General features: G+C 59.8%; 21 protein-coding genes and 3 tRNA genes. 8 read left to right on the plus strand and 16 right to left on the minus strand.

What is annotated here, in order from left to right:
* Positions 1-88: 88 nt before the first annotated feature.
* Both B195_RS13140 and B195_RS13145 read right to left on the minus strand, forming a co-directional pair.
* Positions 89-1,579, minus strand: coding sequence for a DASS family sodium-coupled anion symporter (locus B195_RS13140; protein WP_003446112.1), 1,491 nt, complete (start codon positions 1,577-1,579; stop codon positions 89-91).
* Positions 1,580-1,742: 163 nt separating this feature from the next.
* On the minus strand, positions 1,743-2,774 hold the full coding sequence (locus B195_RS13145; protein ID WP_003446114.1) for an Ldh family oxidoreductase: 1,032 nt from the start codon (positions 2,772-2,774) through the stop codon (positions 1,743-1,745).
* A gap of 133 nt (positions 2,775-2,907) precedes the next feature.
* On the opposite strand from B195_RS13145, the gene B195_RS13150 reads away from it, so the two are divergent.
* From B195_RS13150 to B195_RS13175, 6 genes are all read left to right on the plus strand, one after another.
* Positions 2,908-3,783, plus strand: a complete 876-nt coding sequence (locus B195_RS13150) for a MurR/RpiR family transcriptional regulator (protein WP_003446115.1) — start codon at positions 2,908-2,910, stop codon at positions 3,781-3,783.
* 13 nt (positions 3,784-3,796) lie between these two features.
* On the plus strand, positions 3,797-4,546 hold the full coding sequence (locus tag B195_RS13155) for a transporter substrate-binding domain-containing protein (RefSeq protein WP_003446117.1): 750 nt from the start codon (positions 3,797-3,799) through the stop codon (positions 4,544-4,546).
* A gap of 105 nt (positions 4,547-4,651) precedes the next feature.
* A complete protein-coding gene (locus B195_RS13160) occupies positions 4,652-5,371 on the plus strand; it encodes an ABC transporter permease (RefSeq protein WP_003446119.1) in 720 nt (239 codons plus the stop codon).
* Entirely contained in the window at positions 5,368-6,078 is a 711-nt protein-coding gene (locus B195_RS13165; protein ID WP_003446120.1) for an ABC transporter permease, read from the plus strand. Before B195_RS13160 ends, B195_RS13165 begins: the two co-directional genes overlap by 4 nt.
* Positions 6,079-6,126: 48 nt before the next feature.
* Positions 6,127-7,368, plus strand: coding sequence for an FAD-binding oxidoreductase (locus B195_RS13170; protein WP_003446121.1), 1,242 nt, complete (start codon positions 6,127-6,129; stop codon positions 7,366-7,368).
* Positions 7,369-7,447: 79 nt separating this feature from the next.
* A complete protein-coding gene (locus tag B195_RS13175) occupies positions 7,448-8,173 on the plus strand; it encodes an amino acid ABC transporter ATP-binding protein (protein ID WP_003446122.1) in 726 nt (241 codons plus the stop codon).
* A gap of 185 nt (positions 8,174-8,358) precedes the next feature.
* On the opposite strand, the gene B195_RS13180 is transcribed toward B195_RS13175, so the two are convergent.
* Complete coding sequence (locus tag B195_RS13180) at positions 8,359-10,395, minus strand: NADPH-dependent 2,4-dienoyl-CoA reductase (RefSeq protein ID WP_003446124.1); 2,037 nt, start codon at positions 10,393-10,395, stop codon at positions 8,359-8,361.
* A 210-nt stretch (positions 10,396-10,605) separates the two neighbouring features.
* Between B195_RS13180 and B195_RS13185 the strand changes: the two genes are divergently transcribed.
* Positions 10,606-11,736 (plus strand): carbon-nitrogen hydrolase family protein, encoded by a 1,131-nt coding sequence (locus tag B195_RS13185; RefSeq protein WP_003446126.1) that lies wholly within the window; start codon positions 10,606-10,608, stop codon positions 11,734-11,736.
* Positions 11,737-11,740: 4 nt separating this feature from the next.
* Positions 11,741-12,781 carry an AraC family transcriptional regulator gene (locus tag B195_RS13190; protein ID WP_003446128.1) on the plus strand — a complete coding sequence of 347 codons (1,041 nt, stop codon included), beginning with the start codon at positions 11,741-11,743 and terminating at the stop codon, positions 12,779-12,781.
* 255 nt (positions 12,782-13,036) lie between these two features.
* Here B195_RS13190 and B195_RS13195 read toward each other — a convergent pair whose 3' ends face one another.
* From B195_RS13195 to truA, 13 genes are all read right to left on the minus strand, one after another.
* Positions 13,037-13,891, minus strand: a complete 855-nt coding sequence (locus B195_RS13195; RefSeq protein ID WP_003446132.1) for a DUF2242 domain-containing protein — start codon at positions 13,889-13,891, stop codon at positions 13,037-13,039.
* 316 nt (positions 13,892-14,207) lie between these two features.
* Positions 14,208-14,284: transfer RNA gene (locus tag B195_RS13200), tRNA-Asp, on the minus strand.
* 102 nt (positions 14,285-14,386) lie between these two features.
* A tRNA-Asp gene (locus B195_RS13205) sits at positions 14,387-14,463 on the minus strand.
* Positions 14,464-14,519: 56 nt separating this feature from the next.
* Positions 14,520-14,595 (minus strand) — tRNA-Val (locus B195_RS13210).
* Positions 14,596-14,707: 112 nt separating this feature from the next.
* Entirely contained in the window at positions 14,708-15,478 is a 771-nt protein-coding gene (locus B195_RS13215; RefSeq protein ID WP_165439751.1) for an SDR family oxidoreductase, read from the minus strand.
* Between the two features lie 5 nt (positions 15,479-15,483).
* Positions 15,484-16,695: an O-succinylhomoserine sulfhydrylase gene (locus B195_RS13220; RefSeq protein WP_003446136.1), complete on the minus strand. Its 1,212-nt coding sequence runs from the start codon at positions 16,693-16,695 to the stop codon at positions 15,484-15,486.
* Positions 16,696-16,773: 78 nt separating this feature from the next.
* On the minus strand, positions 16,774-18,279 hold the full coding sequence (purF, locus tag B195_RS13225) for an amidophosphoribosyltransferase (protein ID WP_003446138.1): 1,506 nt from the start codon (positions 18,277-18,279) through the stop codon (positions 16,774-16,776).
* 41 nt (positions 18,280-18,320) lie between these two features.
* Complete coding sequence (locus B195_RS13230; RefSeq protein ID WP_003446140.1) at positions 18,321-18,878, minus strand: CvpA family protein; 558 nt, start codon at positions 18,876-18,878, stop codon at positions 18,321-18,323.
* Between the two features lie 106 nt (positions 18,879-18,984).
* The gene (locus B195_RS13235) at positions 18,985-19,602 is read right to left on the minus strand and encodes an SPOR domain-containing protein (protein WP_003446142.1); all 618 of its coding nucleotides are present in this window, start codon (positions 19,600-19,602) and stop codon (positions 18,985-18,987) included.
* Positions 19,586-20,893: a bifunctional tetrahydrofolate synthase/dihydrofolate synthase gene (gene folC, locus B195_RS13240; RefSeq protein WP_003446144.1), complete on the minus strand. Its 1,308-nt coding sequence runs from the start codon at positions 20,891-20,893 to the stop codon at positions 19,586-19,588. Before folC ends, B195_RS13235 begins: the two co-directional genes overlap by 17 nt.
* Positions 20,890-21,810 (minus strand): acetyl-CoA carboxylase, carboxyltransferase subunit beta, encoded by a 921-nt coding sequence (gene accD / locus B195_RS13245; protein WP_003446146.1) that lies wholly within the window; start codon positions 21,808-21,810, stop codon positions 20,890-20,892. The genes folC and accD overlap by 4 nt, the downstream gene beginning before the upstream one ends.
* A gap of 271 nt (positions 21,811-22,081) precedes the next feature.
* Positions 22,082-22,705 (minus strand): phosphoribosylanthranilate isomerase, encoded by a 624-nt coding sequence (locus tag B195_RS13250; RefSeq protein WP_003446148.1) that lies wholly within the window; start codon positions 22,703-22,705, stop codon positions 22,082-22,084.
* A 59-nt stretch (positions 22,706-22,764) separates the two neighbouring features.
* A complete protein-coding gene (gene truA / locus B195_RS13255; RefSeq protein WP_003446150.1) occupies positions 22,765-23,589 on the minus strand; it encodes a tRNA pseudouridine(38-40) synthase TruA in 825 nt (274 codons plus the stop codon).
* Between the last annotated feature and the right edge of the window lie 96 nt (positions 23,590-23,685).

The following is a 23,685-nucleotide window of genomic DNA, read 5'->3' on the forward strand; positions in this document are numbered from 1 at the left end:
GGGGGAGCGAGCTTGTCTCGCGATGTTTTGGGCGTCGCGAAGAAGAGCTCGCGAGCAAGCTCGCTCCTACAGGTGAGCTCGCTTCTGCTTACATCCAGCCCAGCCAGTTCCAGTAGGTTGCGCCAAACAGCAGCATCAGCAAATAACCCACCGCCGTGACGATCAACCCGACCTTGGCGAATTGTTTGGCGGTGAAGGTTTGCGTGCCCAGGCACACCATGTTTTGCGGAGCGTTGATCGGCAGGATAAACCCGTAGCTGACCACAAAGCCCAGAAGCATGGTCATGCCCAACCGGTTGAATTCACCCGGCAAGGTTTGCAGCACCGCAATCAGAATCGGCAGCAAGGCCGAGGTCAACGCAGTCGCACTGGCAAACCCCAGGTGAATCAAAATCAGGAACGCCCCCAGAATCGCAAAGATCCCCAGCGGTCCCACTTGATCCAGCCCGGTGTGGTTCACCACCTGCGCCCCCAGCCATTGCCCGGCCTGGGTGGTGAGCAAGGCGGTACCAAGACTGATCCCGACCCCGAATACAATCACCGTGCCCCAGGGGATTCGCGACTGCACGTCTTTCCAGGTCATCACTCCAAAACGCGGCAACAGCAAAAACACCAACCCGGCGTAGGTGGTCGAGGTGGTGTCGAAACTGTGCAGCTTGCCTTCGGTGGCCCAAGCCAGCAGCAAGGCCACAGAGACCGCCATCAGACGTTTCTGTGGCCCGGTCATCGGCCCCAGTTCGGCCAGGGACTTTTCGACCGCTTCTTTGCCGCCGGGAATGCTGTCGCTTTCGGGAGGCAGCAACTTGAGCACCACAAACAGCAACACCCCCGACATGATGATGGCCCAGGGCGCCCCGGCAATCAGCCAGTCGAGCCAGTTCACCCGCGCGCCTAGCATCTTGTCCATAAAACCCACGGTCAGCAGGTTCTGCGCTGCTGCGGTTTGAATCCCGACGTTCCAGATACTGGTGCCCTGGGCCACCACAATCATGATTCCTGCTGCGATATTCGAGCGCTTGTCCACACCAAACGCCAAGATCACCCCCATCATGATCGGCACCACACAAGCGCTGCGGGCCGTGGCGCTGGGTACCACCAGGCTGAGCAGGATGGTGACCGCAATCGCCCCCAGCAGGATGCGTCGGGTGCTGGTACCGATACGTGACAGGGTGACCAGGGCAATACGCCGGTCCAGCCCGGTATGGGTCATGGCCGCCGCGATAAACAGCGCACCGGCCACCAGCGCCAGCGCGGCATTGGAGAAACCGGTCAGGGCCATGGTGATGCCGGCAGAAGTGCCGTAAAGCTGCGACGGGTCTTGCAGGGTGGGCGCCATGCCAATCAGAAACGCCATCAGCGACGTGATCATGATGGCGCTGGCTTCATAGGACACCGCCTCGGTGATCCACACCACCACGGCAAACGCCAGAATCGCCAGCATGCGGTGGCCGGCAACCGGTAGATCGGCAGGCAATGGCAGCAGCAAAATACCTATCATCACCAGGACCGCAATCACCAGGCCTATGGGCAGTTTTGCTTTCGCCGTTACAGGCTCCGGGGTGGTTGCAGGGGCATTCATGGCCAGTTCCTTATGCTTGAAGTCCTGTGCAGCATAGGCCCGTGGCGCAAGGGAGGTGTTGATGCTTGTCAGCTGTATCTATATGCAGGAGCGAGCTTTTGGGTCGTAACGACCAAGAGCTCGCGAGCAAGCTCGCTCCTACGGGGTTTGGGTGTGCGGGGTATTACTGCGCCAGTGCGCGCAATCTGGCCAGTTCTTCGGCAGCCATCGGGATCCCTTCGCCCACCGATTTGGCGCGCTCGATAAAGCGCCGGTCACCCGGCATACGCTCAAGACCCACGGCATGCATCTGGCGCACCAGTTCTGCGCTGCGCTGGGCGAAGCTGTTACCGCCGGACTTGGTCGGGTCGATGACGATCAACAGTTGTCCGGTCCAGGGGGTTTGCGCACCGGGGTGTTGCTTCCAGTCGAACTCGAACGAGAAGTTGCCACCGGTCAACGCTGCCGCCAGCAGTTCGACCATCATCGACAGCGCCGAACCTTTATGCCCGCCGAAGGGCAGCAAGGCACCTCCGTCCAGAATCTCTTTCGGGTTTTGCGTCGGCTCGCCATGCTTGTCCACCCCCATGCCGGCCGGCAGGCTGTGGTCCTTGCGCGCGGCAATTTGTACATCGCCGTGGGCAATGGCACTGGTGGCCAGGTCAAAGACGATCGGGTGGCCGCCGGCACAGGGGGCGGCGAAGGCAATGGGGTTGGTACCGAACAGCGGCTTTTGCGCACCATGGGGCACCACGCAGGTCATGCTGTTGACCACGCTCAATGCCACCAGGCCTTCTTCGGCAAACGGCTCGACATCGGGCCAGAGCGCCGCAAAGTGATGGGAGTTGCGGATCGCCAGCACTGCAATCCCGGCACTGCGGGCCTTTTCCACCAGCAGTTCACGCGCCGCTGCCAACGCCGGCTGGGCAAAGCCGTTGGCCGCATCGACGCGGATAAAGCCCGAGGCCACGTCTTCAACCTGCGGCACGGCCTGGCCGTCGACCCAGTTACTTGCCAGGGAGGCCAGGTAACCCGGGATACGGAACACACCGTGGCTGTAGGAACCGTCGCGCTGAGCCCGGGCGCAGTTGTCTGCCAATACCTGCGCCACGGCCCGGGAGGTGCCGTGACGCTCAAAGATCTGTTGCAGCAAGGCGGTCAGTTCGCTGAGGTTCAGCGACTCCATAGCCTGGGACGAGGTAGCGGGCTGGGACATTCTGGCGCTCCAATCTAGTTATTTTTATGCTCGGCCAACTATCCTGCGATGACAGTTATCTGTCAATTCTTGACTTAATGACAGAAAACATTCACTTTCTGCAACGCGCTGAAACAACAACAGGAAAGCAGCCGTGAGCCAGTCGATTAAACAACGCCTAGAAAGCAGTCTGTCAACCGCCGCCCCTTCGGGCCGGGCGATTGCCAGTTATATGCTGGCCAACCTTTACGAGCTGCCGTTTCAGACCGCTGCCGACATTGCCGCCAGGCTGGGTGTCAGCGAGTCCAGTGTCGGGCGCTTTTGCCGCGCGCTGGGCTACAGCCATTTCAAAGACCTGAAGAACGATCTCAAGGATGACCTGGGCGACGGCCCGTGGCTGGTGGGTGATCGTCTGCAGGAATTCCGCCAGCAATCGAGCCAGGGGCCCCAAGGGTTACCGCGCAGCTTTGAGCTGGAAGTCGGCGCCCTGGTCAAGGTTTACGAATACAGCCTCACCCCGCAATGGCAAGCCGTAAGCCAGCGCCTGGCCACCCGGCGCAAGGTGTTCGTGGCCGGGTTCCAGACCGAACGCGGGATCGCCGCGTCCATGGTGCATTTGCTGCAATACCTGCGCGATGGCGTGCAACTGGTGGACGGCGCCGCCGGGCATTACGCCGACGTACTGCTGTGCCCACCCGAGGACTGCGCCCTGGTGGTATTCGAGGCCCGGCGCTATTCGCGCCACGCCCAACTGTTGTGCCGCAAGGCGCGCGCGGCTGGCATTGCCGTCACCCTGGTGACCGACACTTTTTGCGACTGGGCCGAGCAGAACGCCGACGAAGTGTTTCGTGTACCGACCGAATTCAATCTGTTCTGGGAATCCACCGCAGCGATGCTGTCGCTGGTGCACCTGCTGATCAACGAAGTGTGCAAACAACTGGGGCCGGACGTGGAGAAGCGTCTTGAGGCTACCGCGGCCTTACACAATGAGTTCGTGGGCTACACATCCTCACCCGGATCAAAACAATAAAACGAGGTGCTAGATGAAACACGTCATTCGCTTTGCCAGTGCATGTGCAATGGTTGTCGCCTTCGCGTCCAACGCCCAGGCCGACAAACTGACAATCGCCACGGAAGGCGCCTACCCTCCGTTTAACTACGTTGACTCCGACAACAAGCTGCACGGCTTTGACGTCGATATCACCGAAGAAGTGTGCAAGCGCATGGGCGCCGAGTGCACCATCGTGGCCCAGGACTGGGACGGGATCATCGCCGGCCTGATGGCGAAGAAATACGACGCCATTGTCGCGTCCATGATCGTCAACGAAGAGCGCAAAAAGAAGATCGCGTTCACCAATCACTACTACCGCACTCCGCTGTCCATTGCCGTGCCCAAAGACTCTGACATCACCGATGCCCAGTCCGACTTCGCCGGTAAAACCGTAGGTGCCCAGAGCGCCGCCACCCAAAGCATCTATGCCGAAGAGCACTACAAAAAGGCTGATCTGAAGCTGTATCCAACCCTGGATGAAGCCAACAGCGAGCTGGAAAACGAACGGGTCGATGTGGTGATTGCCGACAAATTCCCGCTGCTGGAGTGGGTCAATAAAACCGGCAAGGACTGCTGCAAAATCATTGGTGACGTCAACGGCACCATGGCCGATGCCTCGATTGCGGTACGCAAGGAAGACAACGCCCTGCGTGAGCGCTTCAACAAGGCGCTGGACGAGATCGTTGCCGACGGCACCTATAAAAAGATCTCCAGCAAGTACTTCGACTTCGACATTTACTGAGTCGCCCGCCCTCGGTTGAGGGCCTCCCTGCCAATGACCCGGCCCTGCGCACCTGGCGTGCGCGGCGGCTGAATTTCGGCCCTTTTTTTGCCCGGGGATTCGAGCATGCTCGATCAACTCTCACTTCTTTCCTTCGCCAGTGGCGGCTGGGGCTCGGCGCTGCTTGCCGGCTCGCTGGTCACCATTGCCCTGGCCCTGAGCTGCCTGCCCATCGGTTTACCGCTGGGCCTGCTCGTGGCCGTGGCGGCCCGTTCCAAAAATCGCTGGATGCGGGCCTGGGCAACAACCTTCTCTACGGTATTCCGTGGCCTGCCGGAACTGCTGACGCTGCTGATCATTTATTACGGCTGCCAGATCGCCGCGCAAAAGATCCTCGCCCTGATGGGCTACGACGCACAGTTCACGATCAATACCTTCGTCGCGGCGATGATTGCGTTCAGCCTGGTATTTGCCGCGTTTTCCAGCGAGATCTGGCTAGGGGCATTCAAGACCATTCCCAAGGGCCAATTCGAAGCGGCCTCGGCGCTGGGCCTGTCGAAGTTCACCACCTTTCGCAAAGTGGTGCTGCCACAACTGGCGCGCATCGCCCTGCCCGGCCTGTCGAACAACTGGCTGTCGCTGCTTAAGGACACGTCCCTGGTGTCGACCATCGCCCTGGTGGACCTGATGCGCCAGACCAACCTGGCGGTCAGCGTCACCAAGGACCCGATGCTGTTTTACACCGTGGCCTGCTTCATCTACCTGTTTTTCTCGGCGATTTCCGGGCGTCTGTTTGCCTTTCTTGAGCGCCACTTCAACCGCCATATACGGAGCGTGCAGCCATGAGCCTGGCGGAACTGCAAAACATGTTTCTCAGCCCCGAGCTGCTGGAACGCTACGGCCCGCGCTTTATCGACGGGCTGCTGGTGACCACCAAGCTGGTGGCGATTTCCTTCACCCTGGGCGCGGTGCTCGGCCTGCTGATTGCCCTGGGCCGCTTGTCCGGCAACCGCTTCCTGCGCAGTTTTACCGGCGCCTATGTGTACTTCTTTCGCGGTTCACCGCTGCTGGCACAGCTGTTCCTGCTGTATTACGGCCTGGGATCGTTCAAGGGTTTCTGGCAAGACGTCGGTCTGTGGTGGTTTTTCCGCGATGCCTGGTTCTGCACCCTGCTGGCCTTCACCCTGAACACAGCGGCCTATCAGGCCGAGATTCTGCGCGGCAGCATTCTGTCGGTAGCCCAGGGCCAGCGTGAAGCCAGCAAGGCATTGAACCTGTCGCGCTGGACCACCTTTCGCAAAATCATCCTGCCGCAATCGCTGCTGGTGGCCATCGGCCCGCTGGGCAATGAATTGATCCTGATGATCAAGGCCAGTGCCATCGCCTCGCTGGTCACCATTTACGACTTGATGGGGGTCACCAAGATGGTGTTCTCCCGCAGTTTCGACTTCCAGGTCTATCTCTGGGCCGCCGTGCTGTACCTGGTGATCGTGGAAATCGTGCGCCGCAGCCTGAAATTCATCGAAGGCCGTCTCGGACGGCATTTGCAGTAAACCCATTTTTCGGGCTGCAAATACGGCCCTCGTCTCAAGGATTTGTTTATGCATTGCGACACTATCGTTCTGGGGGCCGGCATCGTCGGCGTCAGTACCGCGTTGCAACTCCAGGCACGCGGGCGCAGCGTGGTGCTGCTCGACCGCGCCCAACCGGGTAGCGGCACCAGTCATGGCAACGCCGGGCTGATCGAGCGCGCCAGTGTTATCCCTTACTCGTTCCCGCGGGAAATCACCCGCCTGCTGCGCTATGGCCTCAATCAGCAATCGGACGTGCGCTACAGCCTCAGACACCTGCCCAAAGCCGGGCCGTGGCTGATGAAATACTGGCAGCAGTCGGGCAGCAAGGGGCTGGCCCATGCCACCCGGGCCATGCTGCCGCTGATTGAACAATGTGTCAGCGAACATGATCTGCTGGCCGAGCCGGCGGGCATGGGTCATCTGATCCAGGACAGCGGCTGGATCGAGGTTTACCGCACCGCGGACGACTTCGCCAAGGCCCAGCGTGATGCCGCCGATTTGAGCGAGTTCAAGCTCAACTATCGGGTACTGGACCAGCAACAGGTGCACGCGCTGGAACCCGGCCTGCATACCGATGTGATCGGTGGCATTCACTGGCTCGACCCCAAGACCGTCAGCGATCCGGGCGGCCTGACCCGGGGCTATGCCGAACTCTTTATCAAGCGCGGCGGCACCTTTGTGACCGGCGATGCCACCAGCCTGCGGCAAACGGCCGGGCAATGGCAGGTCGAGAGCAACAAAGGCCTGATCATCGGCAATGAAGTGGTGATTGCACTCGGACCGCAAGCCCGGGAAATTTTCCAGCCGCTGGGCTACCGGATTCCCCTGGCGATCAAGCGCGGCTACCACATGCATTACGCCGCCAAGGACGGTCATACCATGCAGCATCCGATTCTCGACTCGGTGGGCGGTTATGTCCTGGCCCCCATGGTGGGTGGTATTCGCCTGACCACAGGGATCGAATTTGCAGACAGTGATGACCCGATCAACGAAATCCAGCTACGCCGTTGCGAAGAGCGTGCCCAACGCCTGTATCCGCTGGGTCAGCGGGTGGACGCCGAACCCTGGCTCGGCCGCCGCCCCTGCCTGCCGGACATGTGCCCGGTGATTGGTCCCGGCAGCCGGCATAAAGGTTTGTGGTTCAACTTTGGCCATGCCCACCACGGCCTGACACTGGGCCCGGTCAGCGGCCGCCTGCTGGCAGAGATGATGACCGGCCAGACCCCGTTCACCGACCCGACGCCCTACAGCGCCGAGCGCTTTAACTGATCACTGGAGACGCACCATGCACGCTCAACCTGCTTACGTTCATAATCCTGTGTCGCCAGTCACTGACAACCGCAAGGTGGTGGTGGATATCGCCGGTCTGAACAAGTACTACAGCGCCTTTCATGTACTCAAAGGTATCGACCTTAAAGTGCACGAAGGCGAGCGGATCGTACTGTGCGGGCCATCGGGTTCGGGCAAGTCGACCCTGATCCGCTGCATCAACCGCCTGGAGATCGCCGAGCAAGGGCGGATTCTGGTGAACAACACCGACCTGTCCCAGGCCACGCGCGAAGCCGCCCAGGTGCGCAGCGAAATCGGCATGGTGTTCCAGCACTTCAACCTGTTCCCGCACATGAGTGTGCTGGACAACTGCATTCTGGCGCCGATGTCGGTGCGCGGCCTGTCGCGCAAGAAGGCGGTTGAACTGGCGCAGCACTTTCTGGAGAAGGTGGGCATTGCCATTCAGGCCAACAAATACCCGAGCCAGCTGTCGGGCGGCCAGCAGCAGCGCGTGGCGATTGCCCGGGCACTGTGCATGGAGCCGAAAATCATGTTGTTTGATGAACCGACTTCGGCGCTGGACCCGGAAATGGTCAGCGAAGTGCTGGATGTGATGGTCAAACTGGCGGGCAGCGGCATGACCATGCTCTGTGTCACCCACGAAATGGGCTTTGCCCGCCAGGTGGCCGAGCGGGTGCTGTTTCTGGATGGCGGCATGATCATCGAAGATTCACCGCCCGAAGACTTCTTCAACGCCCCGAAAAGCCCGCGGGCCAAAGCCTTTCTTGCACAGATAGTGCACTGACAGACAATTGCCTGTTCCTCTGCAGGAGCGAGCCCTGTGCGTTGCAACGCTCGCGAGCAAGCCAGCTGACAGCACATAAAGTGGGCCCGCTCCCGCTGCAGGAGCGAGCTTGCCTCGCGATACCGACGACCCGCTCATTCAAATGCACCGCAGCGATGTCATCGCGAGGCAAGCTCGCTCCTACCCTACAGCTGTGCGGCCAGACGCGAGCCCTGGTTGATGGCGCGCTTGGCATCCAGCTCGGCCGCGACGTCGGCACCACCAATCAAATGCACGTTCTGCCCGGCGGCAATCAGGCCGTCCTGCAGCTCGCGCAACGGGTCCTGACCGGCGCAGATGACGATGTTGTCCACCGGCAGCACTTGGGGCTCGCCTTCGCCAATCCGGATATGCAAACCGTCGTTGTCGATGCTCAGGTATTCAACGCTGTTGAGCATTTGCACCTGTTTGTTCTTCAGACCGGTGCGGTGAATCCAGCCGGTGGTCTTGCCCAGACCGTCGCCCACTTTGCTCACCTTGCGTTGCAGCAGGAACACCTGACGCGCCGGGGCATGCACCTCGGGCTTGATCCCCGCAACGCCGCCCCGGGCCTCCAGCCGGGTATCGATGCCCCACTCTTTCCAGAACGCTTCGCGATCCAGACTGGTGGCAACCCCTTGTTGCACCAGGAACTCGGACACGTCAAAACCAATGCCACCGGCGCCGATCACGGCAACCCTGGCGCCCACCGGCTTGCGCTGAAGAATCACATCCAGGTAGCTCAGTACCTTGGGGTTGTCGATGCCCGGTATGGCCGGGGTGCGCGGAGCAATCCCGGTAGCCAGTATGATTTCGTCAAAACCGCCTGCCAGTAATTGCGCTACGTCGACACGGGTGTTCAGGCAAACCTCAACCCCGGTGGTCTGCAGCTTGCGACCGAAGTAGCGCAGGGTTTCGAAGAATTCTTCCTTGCCCGGTACACGCTTGGCCACGTTGAACTGGCCACCAATCTCGCTGGCCGAATCGAACAGTGTCACTTGATGCCCGCGCTCGGCAGCCACGGTCGCTGCCGAAAGCCCCGCAGGCCCGGCACCGACCACGGCGATTTTCTTCACCGCAATGGTTGGCAGGTAGTTGAGCTCGGTTTCGTGGCAGGCTCGGGGGTTGACCAGGCAGCTGGTGAGCTTGCCGCCAAAGGTGTGGTCCAGGCATGCCTGGTTGCAGCCGATGCAGGTGTTGATTTCATCGCTGCGGCCAGCAGCAGCCTTGTTGACGAACTCGGGGTCGGCGAGGAACGGTCGCGCCATGGACACGATGTCGGCGTCGCCGTCAGCCAGAATCTGTTCGGCAATTTCCGGAGTGTTGATGCGGTTGGTGGTAATCAGCGGCACGTTGACCGAGCCACGCAATTTGGCGGTCACTTTGCTGAAGGCACCACGGGGCACTTTGGTGGCAATGGTCGGAATGCGCGCTTCGTGCCAGCCAATTCCGGTGTTGATCAAAGTCGCACCGGCCTGTTCGACGGCCTTGGCCAGTTGCACGATCTCGGACCAGACACTGCCTTCAGCAACCAGATCGAGCATCGACAGGCGATAGATAATGATGAAGTTCGGCCCCACCGCTTCGCGCACCCGGCGCACGATTTCCACCGCCAAACGCATGCGGTTTTCATAGCAACCGCCCCAGCGGTCGGTGCGATGGTTGGTGTGCGCGGCGAGGAACTGGTTGATGAAGTAGCCTTCGGAACCCATGATTTCAACGCCGTCATAGTTGGCGCTTTGAGCCAGCCTGGCGCAGGTCACGAAGTCGCTGATCTGCTTCTCGATGCCTTCTTCATCCAGTTCTTTGGGGGTGAACGGGTTGATCGGCGCCTTGATTGCGCTCGGAGCCACCTGACGGGGGCTGTAGGCATAACGCCCGGCATGGAGGATCTGCAGGCAGATCTTGCCGCCCGCATCGTGCACCGCCCGGGTCACCACCAAATGCTTTTCTGCCTCTTCGGCGGTACTCAGCTTGGCCGCGCCACTGTACACGCCGCCTTCGTCGTTGGGGGCAATGCCGCCCGTGACCATCAAGCCGACCCCGCCTTTGGCACGCTCGGCAAAATAGGCCGCCATGCGCTCAAAGCCACCGGGTTTTTCTTCAAGGCCGGTGTGCATGGAGCCCATCAGGCTGCGGTTGCGCAAGGTGGTAAAACCCAGATCCAGCGGGGCCATCAAATGCGGGTAGTGAGAGGCAGTCATCGGCGAGCTCCACAACAGGATAAATCACGGAACGCGGGATGCTCTGTGGCTCCCGTCGTTTATGCCAGCCACAGTAAAGATACCTCCGGGCTCACTCAATGACTCAAAGTGACAAATTGCTAACCTAAATGCGCAGCCCCCCTTGGCAAGCCGGGACCAGCACCCTACCCTAGTTGCCGAATCCCGCCCAAGGCTGTTGCTCTATTTCCAATGCGTAAATTATTTGCCTGCACCTTAATCGTCACCCTCATCGCCGCTACCGCCGGCTACTGGTTCTGGGCCCAGCAACGCGAGGTGGGCCACTACCTCTCGGACCTGCGCATCGAGCTGACCCTCAACGACGGCGTCAACCACGACCGTGGCAATCTGCTGGGTATCGAGCCGGACCTGTCACCCCGGGACTACCAAAGCCTGGATCTGGTGCGCCTCAAGCTTGCGGCGTATCTGGACAAAGCCCGGGATGCCGGACTGCTCAACGACAAGACCATCGTCGTGCTGCCGGAACACATCGGCACCTGGCTGGTGTTTCGCGGCGAAAAGAATGAGCTGTATCAGGCGGCCAATCTTGCGCAGGCCATGGACTGGCTGGTACGCAGCAACCCGCTGGCCTTCGCCAGTGCCTGGCTTCGCGCCGAGGGCGACAGCCGGGCCAACGATGCTCATCTGCGAATGAAAGCCAGGAGCATGGCCCGCGATTACCAGACCCTGTTTGGCGGGCTGGCCAAAGAATACGGGGTGACCCTGGTGGCCGGCAGCATCGCCTTGCCGGAGCCACGCATCGAGAACGGCAAACTGCTGCCCGGCTCAGGCCCGCTGTACAACAGCAGCATTGTGTTTGGCCGGGACGGTATGCCCCTGGGTACGCCGCAACGCCAGTTACTCCCCACTTACGAAGAACAAAGCTATATCCAGCCAAGCCCTGAACACCAATTGAACGTGATCGACACACCGGCCGGTCGCCTGGGCATTCTGGTCGGCAGCGACAGCTGGTATCCCGAGAACTACCGCACATTGAACGAGCAAGGGGCGCAACTGATCGCTGTCCCCGCGTTCATGATTGGTAAAAACACCTGGGATCAACCCTGGGGCGGCTTTAAAAGTGTCACGAGCCCCAGTGAAATCAGCCTCAAGCCCGGAGAAGTCAGCGAAGGCGAAGCCTGGCACCGGCTGACGCTGATCAGCAGCGTCCCCAGCAGTACAGCCGAAGCCGGCATCACGGTGTTCTCCCGTGGCAAATTCTGGGACAAGCACAGCGTCGGCTGGGGGTTTGTCAGCCGTAACGGGCAAACCAGCCCGGACCAGCCCGGCAGCGGTGCCCGCTTGCTGAACCTGTGGCTGTAAACCTGTGAAACCGCTGCCGATGCGTCTGGGGGATCTTTCAGTCGGGTTTGTTGAATGCCTGGCCGACGCGGTGCGCAGTTATGGCCACGACCCTCTGCCTTTACTCGCTCAATACGGACTCGATCCGGCCCGCCTCGGGCAACCGCTGGCGCGACTGTCGATCCCGCGCTACATGCGCCTGGGGCACGCCGCGATTGCCTTGACCGGCGACCCGGCCCTGGGTTTGCGCATGGGCCAGATGAGCAGGCTGCCCCAGACCGGCCTGGCCGGTGTAACCGCAGCCCAGGCACCCACGGTACGGGAAGCGGCACGCACGCTGATTCGCTTTGAAGCCCTGTATGCCTCCAACTATCGCGGCCAGTCGAGCCTGCACGAAGACGCTCAGGGCGCCTGGCTGCGCTTTTATTCCATCAGCCCGTATAACGCCTACAACCGGTTTGTGGTGGACTCGATCATTGCTGGCTGGCTGCAGCAGCTGTCATCTGTTGCGGCCCGGCCTTTGCTGGGTGAGCACATCGATATCGAGTTCAGCGAGCCGGAGTATGCCGAGCGCTACGCCATCCTGAGCCATACCTCGGTGAGCTTTCGGGCCGAGACCAACCAACTGCGGCTGAACCACGCCAGTCTGGATCTGCGTAACCCGCAGCACTGCCCCACAACCTGGGCATTCTTGCTGCAACTGTGCGAGCGCGAACTGGAGCAATTGACCCGAACCCGCAGCCTGCGCGAGCGGATTACGCAAATGCTGGGGCCATTGCTCAATGGCGGGCGCGAACCCGATCTGGAGGAAGTGGCGGTGCGCCTCAAGCTGCCAACCTGGACCTTACGCCGCAAGCTGGCAGAAGAAGGCACGCAGTTCCGGGCGATTCTCAACGATACGCGGCGTGACCTCGCCATGACCTATATCCGCGATACGGAACTGGCCTTTGGCGAGATTGCCTACTTGTTGGGGTTTGCCTCGGCAGAGGCCTTTCAGAGGGCGTTCAAGCGCTGGAACGCGCAGACTCCGGGAGAGTTCCGTCGTCGCCAGCGCAACACTGCATGAGGCGGTCCAGAGCCTAAAGCTCGGTTGCGTCGTCCGCAGGTTCCAGCGGGTCCAGCTCAAAAGCCTGATACTCAAGCAACTCTTCCTGATAGTCGTCCATTGCCACATCCCTTTTCGTTCTATTGGTTCAAGTCATGCCTGAGGGGCGCTGAAAGTGAGTTTAAAGCGCTCCCATGAAGGAAAAATGACACCTTGCGAGCACTCGACTTCACTGACTTTTTAAACGTAGCAGAGTTCATGGAAATTACTGCACGCTTATTGTGCCGGCAGCGCCTCTGGCACAACGGGTAGAGGGGTGATCGCCGGTTCCGGCGCAGGCACTGCGGGTGCGGCGGCTTTTTCAGGCGCCGAAGGTGTGGCCGGCGGTGTGGCTGGCGGTTCGACCGGCGCCGGAGCAGGCACGACTTCTGCCGGCAGCACCGGGGCGCTCTCCACTGGCGGTTGCAAGCTGGCAGGCTCGGCAGCCGCAGGCACCTCGACTGGCGCAGCCGGCTTGGGGGCCGCCTCGACCTTGGCCGGGACAACTTCAGGTACACCCAGATCGGTCTTGGGCTTTTCCGGAATATGCGCAGCCTTTTTCACTTCCTTGGGCAGGAACACTTCCACCAGCGCGAAAAAGCGATCATAGAACTGGGGCGAAGACACGGTTTCGCTGGCCACTTTCACCATCGAGTCATCGGAGGAGCCAATCGGCATCGACACCGAACCCAGCACCCCCACCCCGAGGCTGGCCGAGTTGTTGACCTTCTTCAGTGCGTAACGATCCTGCAGGGCGTTGGCAAACATGGTGGCGTGATGCTCCGAGCCGCCGTCGTCTGCGCAGACCACGTTAAAGCTGATCTCCAGATGGCTCTCGCCGGTTTGCTGGAAGCTCTTGTGGCCACTGATCATTTTTGCATCGTTACTGGTGATGATGTAGCCCTGGCTGAGCAAGGCGCGTCGTGCAGCTTCGCACGAGGCTTTATCGGTCACCGGATAATTACGCGAAAACGTTCCCGAATCATCGAAGTTCTCATGCTCGTAGATGGCTGTTTTCTTCGACGAGCAACCTGCGAGTCCGGCCAGCAAAAGGACGGCAACCAAAGCGCGCAAGGGGAATGACTTAAGCATTAAAGATCCTGAAGAGAACGGTGACGGGACGTATTGTGCATCAGTTGGCATTTTTTGCGCGCAGTTTGATTCGATCACATTGGCGCAGCAAGGCTGAAACCGCCCAAACCTGTAGTCGCTGCCAAAGGCTGCGCCCAGGGCCGCAGGGCCTTCCCTTGTCATTGAGACATGCAAAGGGGTCGCTTCACCGCCCTTCGCAGCCTACGGCAGCGACTGCGGAGCACGCAGGGTCATGAAGAAATCCGGGCACAAAAAAAGCGACCCTAAGGTCGCTTTCTTTGTAGCTCCAGAGAGTTCAAGGGCTCTGGAGCAAATATGGCGCAGCGGACGGGACTCGAACCCGCGACCCCCGGCGTGACAGGCCGGTATTCTAACCGACTGAACTACCGCTGCGTATCGCTCGGACTTGCGTCCGTTTGAAACTTTTAAAACCTGTGACTGAAAAGCTTCGGTGCTTTTCAAGCCCAAGCCAGGAAAACCTGACCTGTACAAATATGGCGCAGCGGACGGGACTCGAACCCGCGACCCCCGGCGTGACAGGCCGGTATTCTAACCGACTGAACTACCGCTGCGCGTCGGTTGGTTGTTCTTTTCAGAACCACCTTTCTCTTTCGAGAAACTCAAGAAGTGGTGGGTGATGACGGGATCGAACCGCCGACCCTCTGCTTGTAAGGCAGATGCTCTCCCAGCTGAGCTAATCACCCTTTGCTTCGTTGAGGCCGCGAAATTTACGCAGGTATTGAACCTAAGTCAAGGACAAGGTTGAGTTTTTTTCAAAATAAGCAAAAAACCCGAACCTCGCTCTCGCGGACTGCTTTATTCCCCGTAAACCATTTTCTTGCTCATGCCGCCGTCGACCACAAACTCCTGCCCCGTCACAAATCCGGCATTGCGCGACAGCAGCCACGCAACCATGGACGCAACGTCTTCCACGGTGCCTGCACGCCCTGCCGGGTGCTGGGCGTGATCCGTGTCGGTGAGCGGCTGCGCACGCCTCACAGAGGGGTCCCGGGCGTCAATCCAGCCCGGGCTGACCGCGTTGACCCTGATCTCCGGCCCGAGGCTGATGGCCAGCGCATGGGTCAATGCCAGCAAACCGCCCTTGCTCGCCACGTAAGCCTCGGTATCGGGCTCGGATTGACGGGCACGGGTGGAAGCCAGATTAACGATCGAGCCACAATGCGCACGCAAGTAAGGCGCGCAGTGTTTGGCCAGGAGCATGGGACCGGTGAGGTTGACCGCCAGCACACGGTTCCAGTGCTCCAGATCGAGGCTTTCCAGGGTCATGTTGTGCGGGTCGGCAATTGCCGCGTTACTCACCAGCGCGTCCAGACGTCCGAACTGCCCCAATACCTGGGCCACGCAACCGATGACATCGGCCTCGACCGACACATCCATGGTCACGAACCAGGCATTTTCACCCAGCACCCTGGCCACTTTAGAGCCCCGTGCACGGTCGATGTCGGTCAGCACTACCTGCCAGCCTTCACTGACCAGCCACGCGGCGATCCCCAGGCCAATGCCCCGCGCAGCGCCGGTTACCAGCGCCACACGGCCATTACCGGCAACAGGTACCTCAAGGATCATATCGTTCACAGTGCGGCCAGGCCTCGCGCCAGATCTGCTTGCAGGTCGGTGACATCTTCCAGGCCCACGGCGATGCGGATCAGACTGTCCTGAATGCCGGCAGCTGCACGCTCCTGCGGCGCCAACCGGCCATGGGAGGTGGTGGACGGATGGGTGATGGTGGTCTTGCTGTCCCCCAGGTTGGCGGTGATTGAAATCAGGCGCGTGGCATCGATAAAGCGCCATGCGCCCTCTTTGCCGCCCCGGACTTCAAAACTCACCACCGCGCCAAAACCGCGCTGCTGACGCTGGGCCAAGGCATGCTGCGGGTGGCTTTTGAGACCGGCATAGTGGACCTTCTCAATCCCGTCCTGCTGCTCCAGCCACTCAGCCAGGGCCTGGGCACTGGCACAGTGGGCACGCATGCGCAGATTCAAGGTTTCCAGCCCCTTGAGGAAAATCCAGGCGTTGAACGGGCTCAGGGTCGGCCCTGCAGTACGCAGGAAGCCTACGACTTCTTTCATCTGCTCACTGCGACCGGCAACCACCCCGCCCATGCAACGACCCTGGCCGTCGATGAATTTGGTGGCCGAATGCACAACAATGTCGGCACCCAGCTTGAGCGGTTGCTGCAAGGCAGGCGTGCAGAAGCAATTGTCGACCACCAGCATCGCGCCCTTGGCGTGGGCAATCTCTGCCAGAGCCGCAATATCCACCAGCTCGGCCAGCGGATTGGAAGGCGACTCAACAAACAGCAATCGGGTATTGGGCTTGATCGCCGCGTCCCAGCCAGCCAGTTCAGCCAGCGGTACATAGTCGACCTGCACGCCGAAGCGTTTGAAGTATTTCTCGAACAGGCTGATGGTTGAGCCGAACACGCTGCGCGAGACCAGAATATGATCGCCGGCACTGCACAGACTCATGACCACTGACAAAATTGCCGCCATGCCGGTCGCTGTCGCCACGGCCTGCTCCGCCCCTTCGAGGGCCGCCATGCGCTCTTCGAATGCTCGCACCGTGGGGTTGGTGTAACGCGAATAGACGTTGCCCGCCACCTCGCCCGAGAACCTGGCTGCTGCATCTGCGGCGGTGCGGAACACGTAGCTGGAAGTCAGGAACATCGCATCACCGTGCTCGCCTTCCGGCGTACGGTGCTGGCCAGCACGCACAGCCAAGGTATCGAACGCTACGCCCTCGAGGTCGCTATCCAGCCGTCCCGCATCCCAATCCTGACTCATGCTGCCCACTCCTTGCTGTGTATTTGCTTTGTATTGGAGAAACGCAAACCGGCCCATCAGGGCCGGTTTGGTGAACACTTAGTTGTTGTACAAGCCTATCGTTGCACCGACACCTTGAGCAACCACCTTGGAAGCATCGTTGCGCGCACGCTCGATTCTCTCCAGATAGTTGTCATCGATATCGCCAGTGACGTACTTGCCGTCGAACACTGCGCAATCAAACTTGTCGATCTTGATTTTGCCACCACCCACCGCTTCGATCAGGTCAGGCAGGTCCTGATAGATCAGCCAGTCGGCGCCGATCAGCTCGGCCACTTCCTGGGTGCTGCGATTGTGCGCGATCAGTTCGTGAGCGCTTGGCATGTCGATGCCATATACGTTCGGGTAGCGCACAGCCGGAGCTGCCGAGCAGAAGTAAACATTTTTCGCGCCGGCTTCGCGGGCCATCTGAATGATCTGCTTGCAGGTGGTACCGCGCACGATCGAGTCATCCACCAGCATCACGTTCTTGCCGCGGAACTCAAGCTCGATGGCGTTGAGCTTCTGGCGCACGGACTTTTTACGCGCAGCCTGGCCCGGCATGATGAAGGTACGGCCGATGTAACGGTTCTTGACGAAGCCTTCGCGGAACTTGACGCCCAGGTGGTTAGCCAGTTCCAGCGCAGCGCAGCGGCTGGTGTCCGGAATCGGGATGACCACATCGATATCGTGATCCGGGCGCTCGCGCAGGATCTTCTCGGCGAGCTTCTCGCCCATGCGCAGACGGGCCTTGTATACCGAAATGCCATCGATGATCGAATCGGGACGCGCCAGGTACACGTGCTCGAAGATGCACGGGGTCAGTTGCGGGTTAACAGCACACTGACGGGTGTGCAGCTGGCCGTCATTGGTGATGTAAACCGCTTCGCCCGGCGCCAGGTCACGGATCAGGGTGAAGCCCAGCACGTCCAGGGACACGCTTTCGGAAGCGATCATGTACTCGACGCCTTCGTCGGTATGACGCTGACCGAAGACGATAGGACGAATGGCATTCGGATCACGGAAACCGACGATACCGTAGCCGGTAATCATCGCAACCACGGCGTAACCACCGCGGCAGCGGTTGTGTACGTCTGTGACCGCTGCAAACACGTCTTCTTCGGTTGGCTGCAATTTGCCACGCTGAGCCAGCTCATGGGCAAATACGTTAAGCAGCACTTCCGAATCGGAATTGGTGTTGACGTGGCGCAGGTCAGATTCGTAAATCTCCTTGGCCAGTTGTTCAACGTTGGTCAGGTTGCCGTTATGCGCCAGGGTAATGCCGTATGGCGAGTTGACATAAAACGGCTGGGCTTCAGCTGAAGTCGAGCTGCCTGCAGTTGGATAGCGCACATGGCCAATGCCCATGTGCCCGACCAGACGCTGCATGTGTCGCTGATGAAATACATCGCGAACCAGCCCGTTGTCCTTGCGCAGGAATAACCGGCCTTCATGACTGGTCACAATACCGGCAGCATCCTGGCCGCGGTGCTGGAGGACGGTTAGCGCGTCATACAGCGCCTGATTGACGTTCGACTTACCGACGATACCGACGATGCCACACATGCGACGCAACCCCTACTTAATGGATCTGAACTGAACACCGCTTACCTGGCCAGATTGGCCGGCAAGAGATGCTCCTTGAACGGAATATCAGCAGGAACGCTGATACCGCTGGCCAACCACTGGCTACTCCACCCCAAAATGAGATTTTTCGACCAATCGGCAACCAATAGAAATTGTGGCACGAGCCTTGACCCCTGCCACCATGAGTCTTGCTGTACCGGCCCCAGGCTTAACAGCCCGACCGCCACAACCACCAGCAACGCGCCACGCGCAGCGCCGAAGGCCATGCCAAGAAAACGATCGGTCCCGGACAGTCCGGTGACGCGAATCAGTTCGCCGATAAGAAAATTGATCATTGCGCCTACCAGCAAGGTGGCGACAAACATGATGGTGCACCCAACGATAACGCGGGCGGAAGGTGTTTCGATATAACCGGTGAGGTATTGAGACAGTGAACCGCCGAACATCCAGGCGACGACCCCGGCAATGATCCAGGTGCACAGCGACAGGGCCTCTTTAACGAAGCCGCGCTTCAAGCTGATCAAAGCGGAGATGGCGATAATTGCAACGATCGCCCAGTCAACCCAGGTAAATGGCACAGTTCAGCCTACGGACAGATAAGGCGGCGCATTTTAGCAGAGCGCCGCCGCTCAGGTAAGGCGATTTATCAGTGCTTTGGCAATCAGGTGACACCTTTTTACCGACTCAGCCACGCTCAGGCTGAAAGCGCACCACAAAACCCTTGAGATTTTGCTGCTTGCCGAGCAGATCGCGCAGGCGATCGGCCTCTGCACGCTCAAGCAATGGACCGACAAAAACCCGATTCATCCCGCCCGAAGATCGGACATAAGCGTTATAACCTTGATTTCTAAGGGTTTTCTGCAGGTTATCAGCGCTTGCACGATTGGACAGACTGACCAGTTGCACCGACCAGCTAATGGGCAAGCCGTTAGGATCGAGACGTTTTTGCGTGGTATCGAGCTTGGCAGGTGCCTGCGCAACCGTTTGAGCCGGCGTGACAGCCGGTGGTTTTGGCGCCGTAACCACAGGCTTTGCCACCGCAGCTGCCGGTGCCTGCTGCGTGACGACTTCCTGCTCAGGCGGTGCAGGCTCTTCAGCGATTACCTGCGGCTCGGGCACCGCAACCGGCTCTACCTTGACCTCGGGCATGACCGGCATCTGGGGCGCAGTCGGCGCATCGACCTGAATCTGGCGCTGCTCATCTTCGCGCGAGAACAGCATCGGCAAGAAGATCACGGCCAGCGCCACCAGTACCAGGGCGCCCACCATCCGCTGCTTGTATACCTTATCCAGCAAAGCCATTTGCAGCCTCCTCCGTGGCACGCCGCTGCAACCACTCGAGCGCTTCAGCGACGCAATAAAATGATCCGAACAACAGGATTTCGTCTTGCCCGGTAGCCTGCTCGCACTGTGCCTCAAGTGCCGCCTCGACACTGGCGAAAACCGAGACCCGAGCCCCCAGATCCTGCAGCGAGCCCTGAAGCTCAGCCGCCGGCCGGGTCCGCCCGGTATTCAGCGGTGCTACCGCCCAATGCGCGACCACTGGCGCGAGCTGTGACACTACGCCATCCAGGTCCTTGTCGGCCAGCAGGCCGAATACCGCCAGACGCCTGCCCGCTATCGGACGCTGCTGCAGACGCTTGACCAGATACTCCGCTGCATGGGGGTTATGGCCCACATCAAGCAGCATATTCAAGGTTTTTCCGTGCCAGTTGAACTGCCGACGATCCAGCCGACCGGTCACTTGCGTACCCTGTAACGCTTCAATAATTCGTTCAGGCTGCCACGGCAGACCTGTCAATGCATAAGCCTGCAACGCCAGTGCTGCGTTTTCCATCGGCAAATCCAGCAGCGGCAAGTCGCGCAACTCCACCACCTGCCCTGCCGCATCCCGGCCCTGCCAGTGCCAGACGCTGTCAGCAGTGGCCAGGTCAAAGTCACGACCACGTACAAACAGCGGGCAACCCAACTCTGCAGCCTTGTCGAGCAAGGGTTGAGGCGGGTTCAAGTCGCCACAAAGAGCAGGCTTGCCCGGGCGAAAAATGCCGGCTTTTTCGTAAGCCACGGATTCACGGGTATTACCAAGGTATTCCACGTGATCCACACCGATACTGGTGACCAGTGCCAGGTCCGCATCTACCAGATTGACCGCATCCAGTCGCCCGCCCAGACCGACTTCCAGCACCACGGCGTCAAGTTGCGCACGCTCGAACAGCCAGAAAGCCGCCAGCGTGCCCATCTCGAAATAGGTCAGTGAAGTCTGGCCCCGGCCAGCTTCCAAAGCGCTGAAGGCTTCGCAAAGCTGCTCGTCCGAGACCTCAGCGCCGTCGATCTGCACACGCTCGTTGTAGCGCAGCAGATGAGGAGAGTTATAAACCCCCACTTTCAGACCTTGCGCCCGCAGCAAGGACGCTACAAACGCACAGGTCGAACCCTTGCCGTTGGTGCCAGTAACCGTCACCACCCGAGGCGCGGGCTTTTGCAGGCCCATGCGGTTCGTTACCTCGCGCGCGCGATCCAGGCCCATGTCGATGGCAGATGGATGCAGCTGTTCAAGATAGGCGAGCCACTCGCCAAGGGTGCGCTCAGTCATATGTTTGCAGGTACCGGCGGAACAACGATTGCTTCAACAGGCGGCGCCACGAACACAGGCGTAGGCAGGCCCATCATTTGTGCCAGCAGGTTACCCAGACGCGGGCGCAGCTCCTGGCGGGCAATGATCAAGTCGATTGCACCGTGCTCCAGCAGGAACTCGCTGCGCTGGAAGCCTTCTGGCAGTTTTTCACGAACGGTCTGCTCGATTACACGCGGGCCGGCAAAGCCGATAAGGGCTTTAGGCTCAGCCACGATTACATCGCCGAGCATCGCCAGGCTGGCCGAAACGCCGCCATAGACCGGATCGGTCAAGACCGAGATAAACGGAATGCCTTCTTCGCGCAGACGCGCCAGTACCGCAGAGGTCTTGGCCATTTGCATCAGGGAGATCAGGGCTTCCTGCATCCGCGCACCACCGGAGGCTGCGAAGCAGACCATCGGGCAGCGGTTTTCCAGCGCATAGTTGGCGGCACGTACAAAACGCTCGCCAACGATGGCGCCCATCGAGCCGCCCATGAAGGAGAACTCAAACGCAGACACTACCACCGGCATGCCCAGCAAGGTGCCACTCACGGAGATCAGGGCATCTTTTTCGCCGGTCTGCTTTTGCGCACCGACCAGACGGTCCTTGTACTTCTTGCTGTCACGGAATTTCAGACGGTCTACAGGCTCCAGATCGGCGCCCAGTTCGTTACGACCATCGACATCCAGGAAGATATTGATGCGGGCACGTGCGCCGATGCGCATGTGGTGATTACATTTGGGGCAAACGTCCAGGGTCTTTTCCAGCTCCGGACGATAAAGCACAGCGTCGCAAGACGGGCATTTGTGCCACAGGCCTTCAGGTACCGAGCTCTTTTTGACCTCGGAACGCATGATCGAAGGAATCAGCTTGTCTACCAACCAGTTGCTCATGCTTTCTTTCTCCAGTACCGGTGGCCAGAACGCTTGGGTTCAGGCCCCGTGTATGCCCTTGAGCTAAATTCATTAGGTATGCGGCGATGATTACCGGGGAGAAGCGGTCAGCACATGGCAAACCAGCGTAACCCCCGGACCCTCAGCCTTCCCGACAACACGCCCCAGAGCGGCCGCCAGTTTAATTTCTGCCCGTCGAACCACCGGGCCCGCCTGCTTTATACAGCGGTAATGATGGACGGTGGCAGACTGCCAACCGTCACATCGGGCATCAGTTTGTTGCCCGTACTGCCTGCATGAAGGCCCGAATCCTGTCGTGATCCTTGATGCCCTTGCTCTTTTCCACCCCGCCACTCACATCAACGGCATACGGCCGCACCTGAGTAATGGCCCGGGCCACGTTCTCGGCAGACAAGCCGCCTGCGAGAATAATCGGTTTGCTCAAATCCTGCGGTATCAATGACCAGTCAAAGGCCTGGCCGGTTCCCCCGGGCACCCCTTCAACGTAGGCATCCAGCAAAATACCGCTGGCACCGGCATACGCCTTGCAGGCGCCAGCGATGTCATCACCCGCCTTTACCCGCAACGCCTTGATATAGGGACGGTGGTAGCCCTCGCACTGCTCAGGGGTTTCATCGCCGTGAAACTGCAGCAAGTCCAGCGGTACGGCATCAAGTGTTTCGTTCAGCTCACAGGCCGTGGCATTGACGAACAACCCGACTGTGGTCACAAAAGGCGGCAAGGCGGCAATGATCGCGCGCGCCTGCTGCGCCGTTACTGACCGCGGACTTTTTGCGTAGAACACAAAGCCGATGGCGTCAGCCCCGGCACTAACAGCTGCCAGTGCATCATCTATGCAGGTAATACCGCAGATCTTGCTGCGAACGGCTGACATGTCGAATACACCTCAAGAAACGCGAAAGCCCCGGATGGTAACAAATGCTCATCCGGGCGTCAGCCGTCCAGTTCGGTAAAACCGGTCAAGAAATGTGGACCGATGTAACGTTGCGGCAATTGGAACTCATCGTGATATTCAACTTGCACCAGATACAGGCCATAGGGATGCGCTGTCACGCCACCGGAACGACGGACCCGGCTCTCCAGCACTTCCTTCATCCATTCCACCGGCCGCTCGCCAGTGCCGATGGTCATTAGCACCCCGGCGATGTTGCGCACCATGTGATGCAAAAAAGCACTGGCACGAATATCCAGCACAATCATCTGTCCATGACGTGTCACGCGCAGGTGATGCATTTCCTTGACCGGCGATTTGGCCTGGCACTGACCCGCACGAAAAGCGCTGAAGTCGTGCACGCCCAACAGGTAGCGCGCGGCCTCGGCCATCCGCTCGACATCCAGCGGGCGATGGTTCCAGGTAATTTCCTGATTCAGGTGCGCAGGGCGAATCTGATCGTTGTAGATCACGTAGCGGTAACGCCGGGCGATGGCTTTGAAGCGTGCATGAAAATGCGCCGGCATGACCTTGGCCCAACTGACACTGATGTCATGGGGCAAGTTGATGTTGGCGCCCATGACCCAGGCTTTCAGGGAGCGCTCGGCCATGGTGTCAAAGTGCACCACTTGCCCGCAGGCGTGTACACCCGCATCAGTGCGGCCTGCACAAAGCAATGAAACCGGAGATGCGGCGACTTTCGACAAGGCATTTTCCAGGGTTTCCTGGACCGTCAGCACACCACTGGCCTGACGTTGCCAGCCGCTATAGCGCGAGCCTTTGTATTCAACGCCCAGCGCGATTCGGGAAAAGCCTTCGGCGGCCATTTCGGCTGCCGGGTTATCTATATTTGCCAAGGTGCTACAGCCTGCTCGTAAACGCAAAGTCGGCCATTATAAGGCGCACCCGCAAAGACGCCACGA

The organism is Pseudomonas sp. Lz4W (assembly GCF_000346225.2).
Lineage (GTDB): Bacteria > Pseudomonadota > Gammaproteobacteria > Pseudomonadales > Pseudomonadaceae > Aquipseudomonas > Aquipseudomonas paraversuta.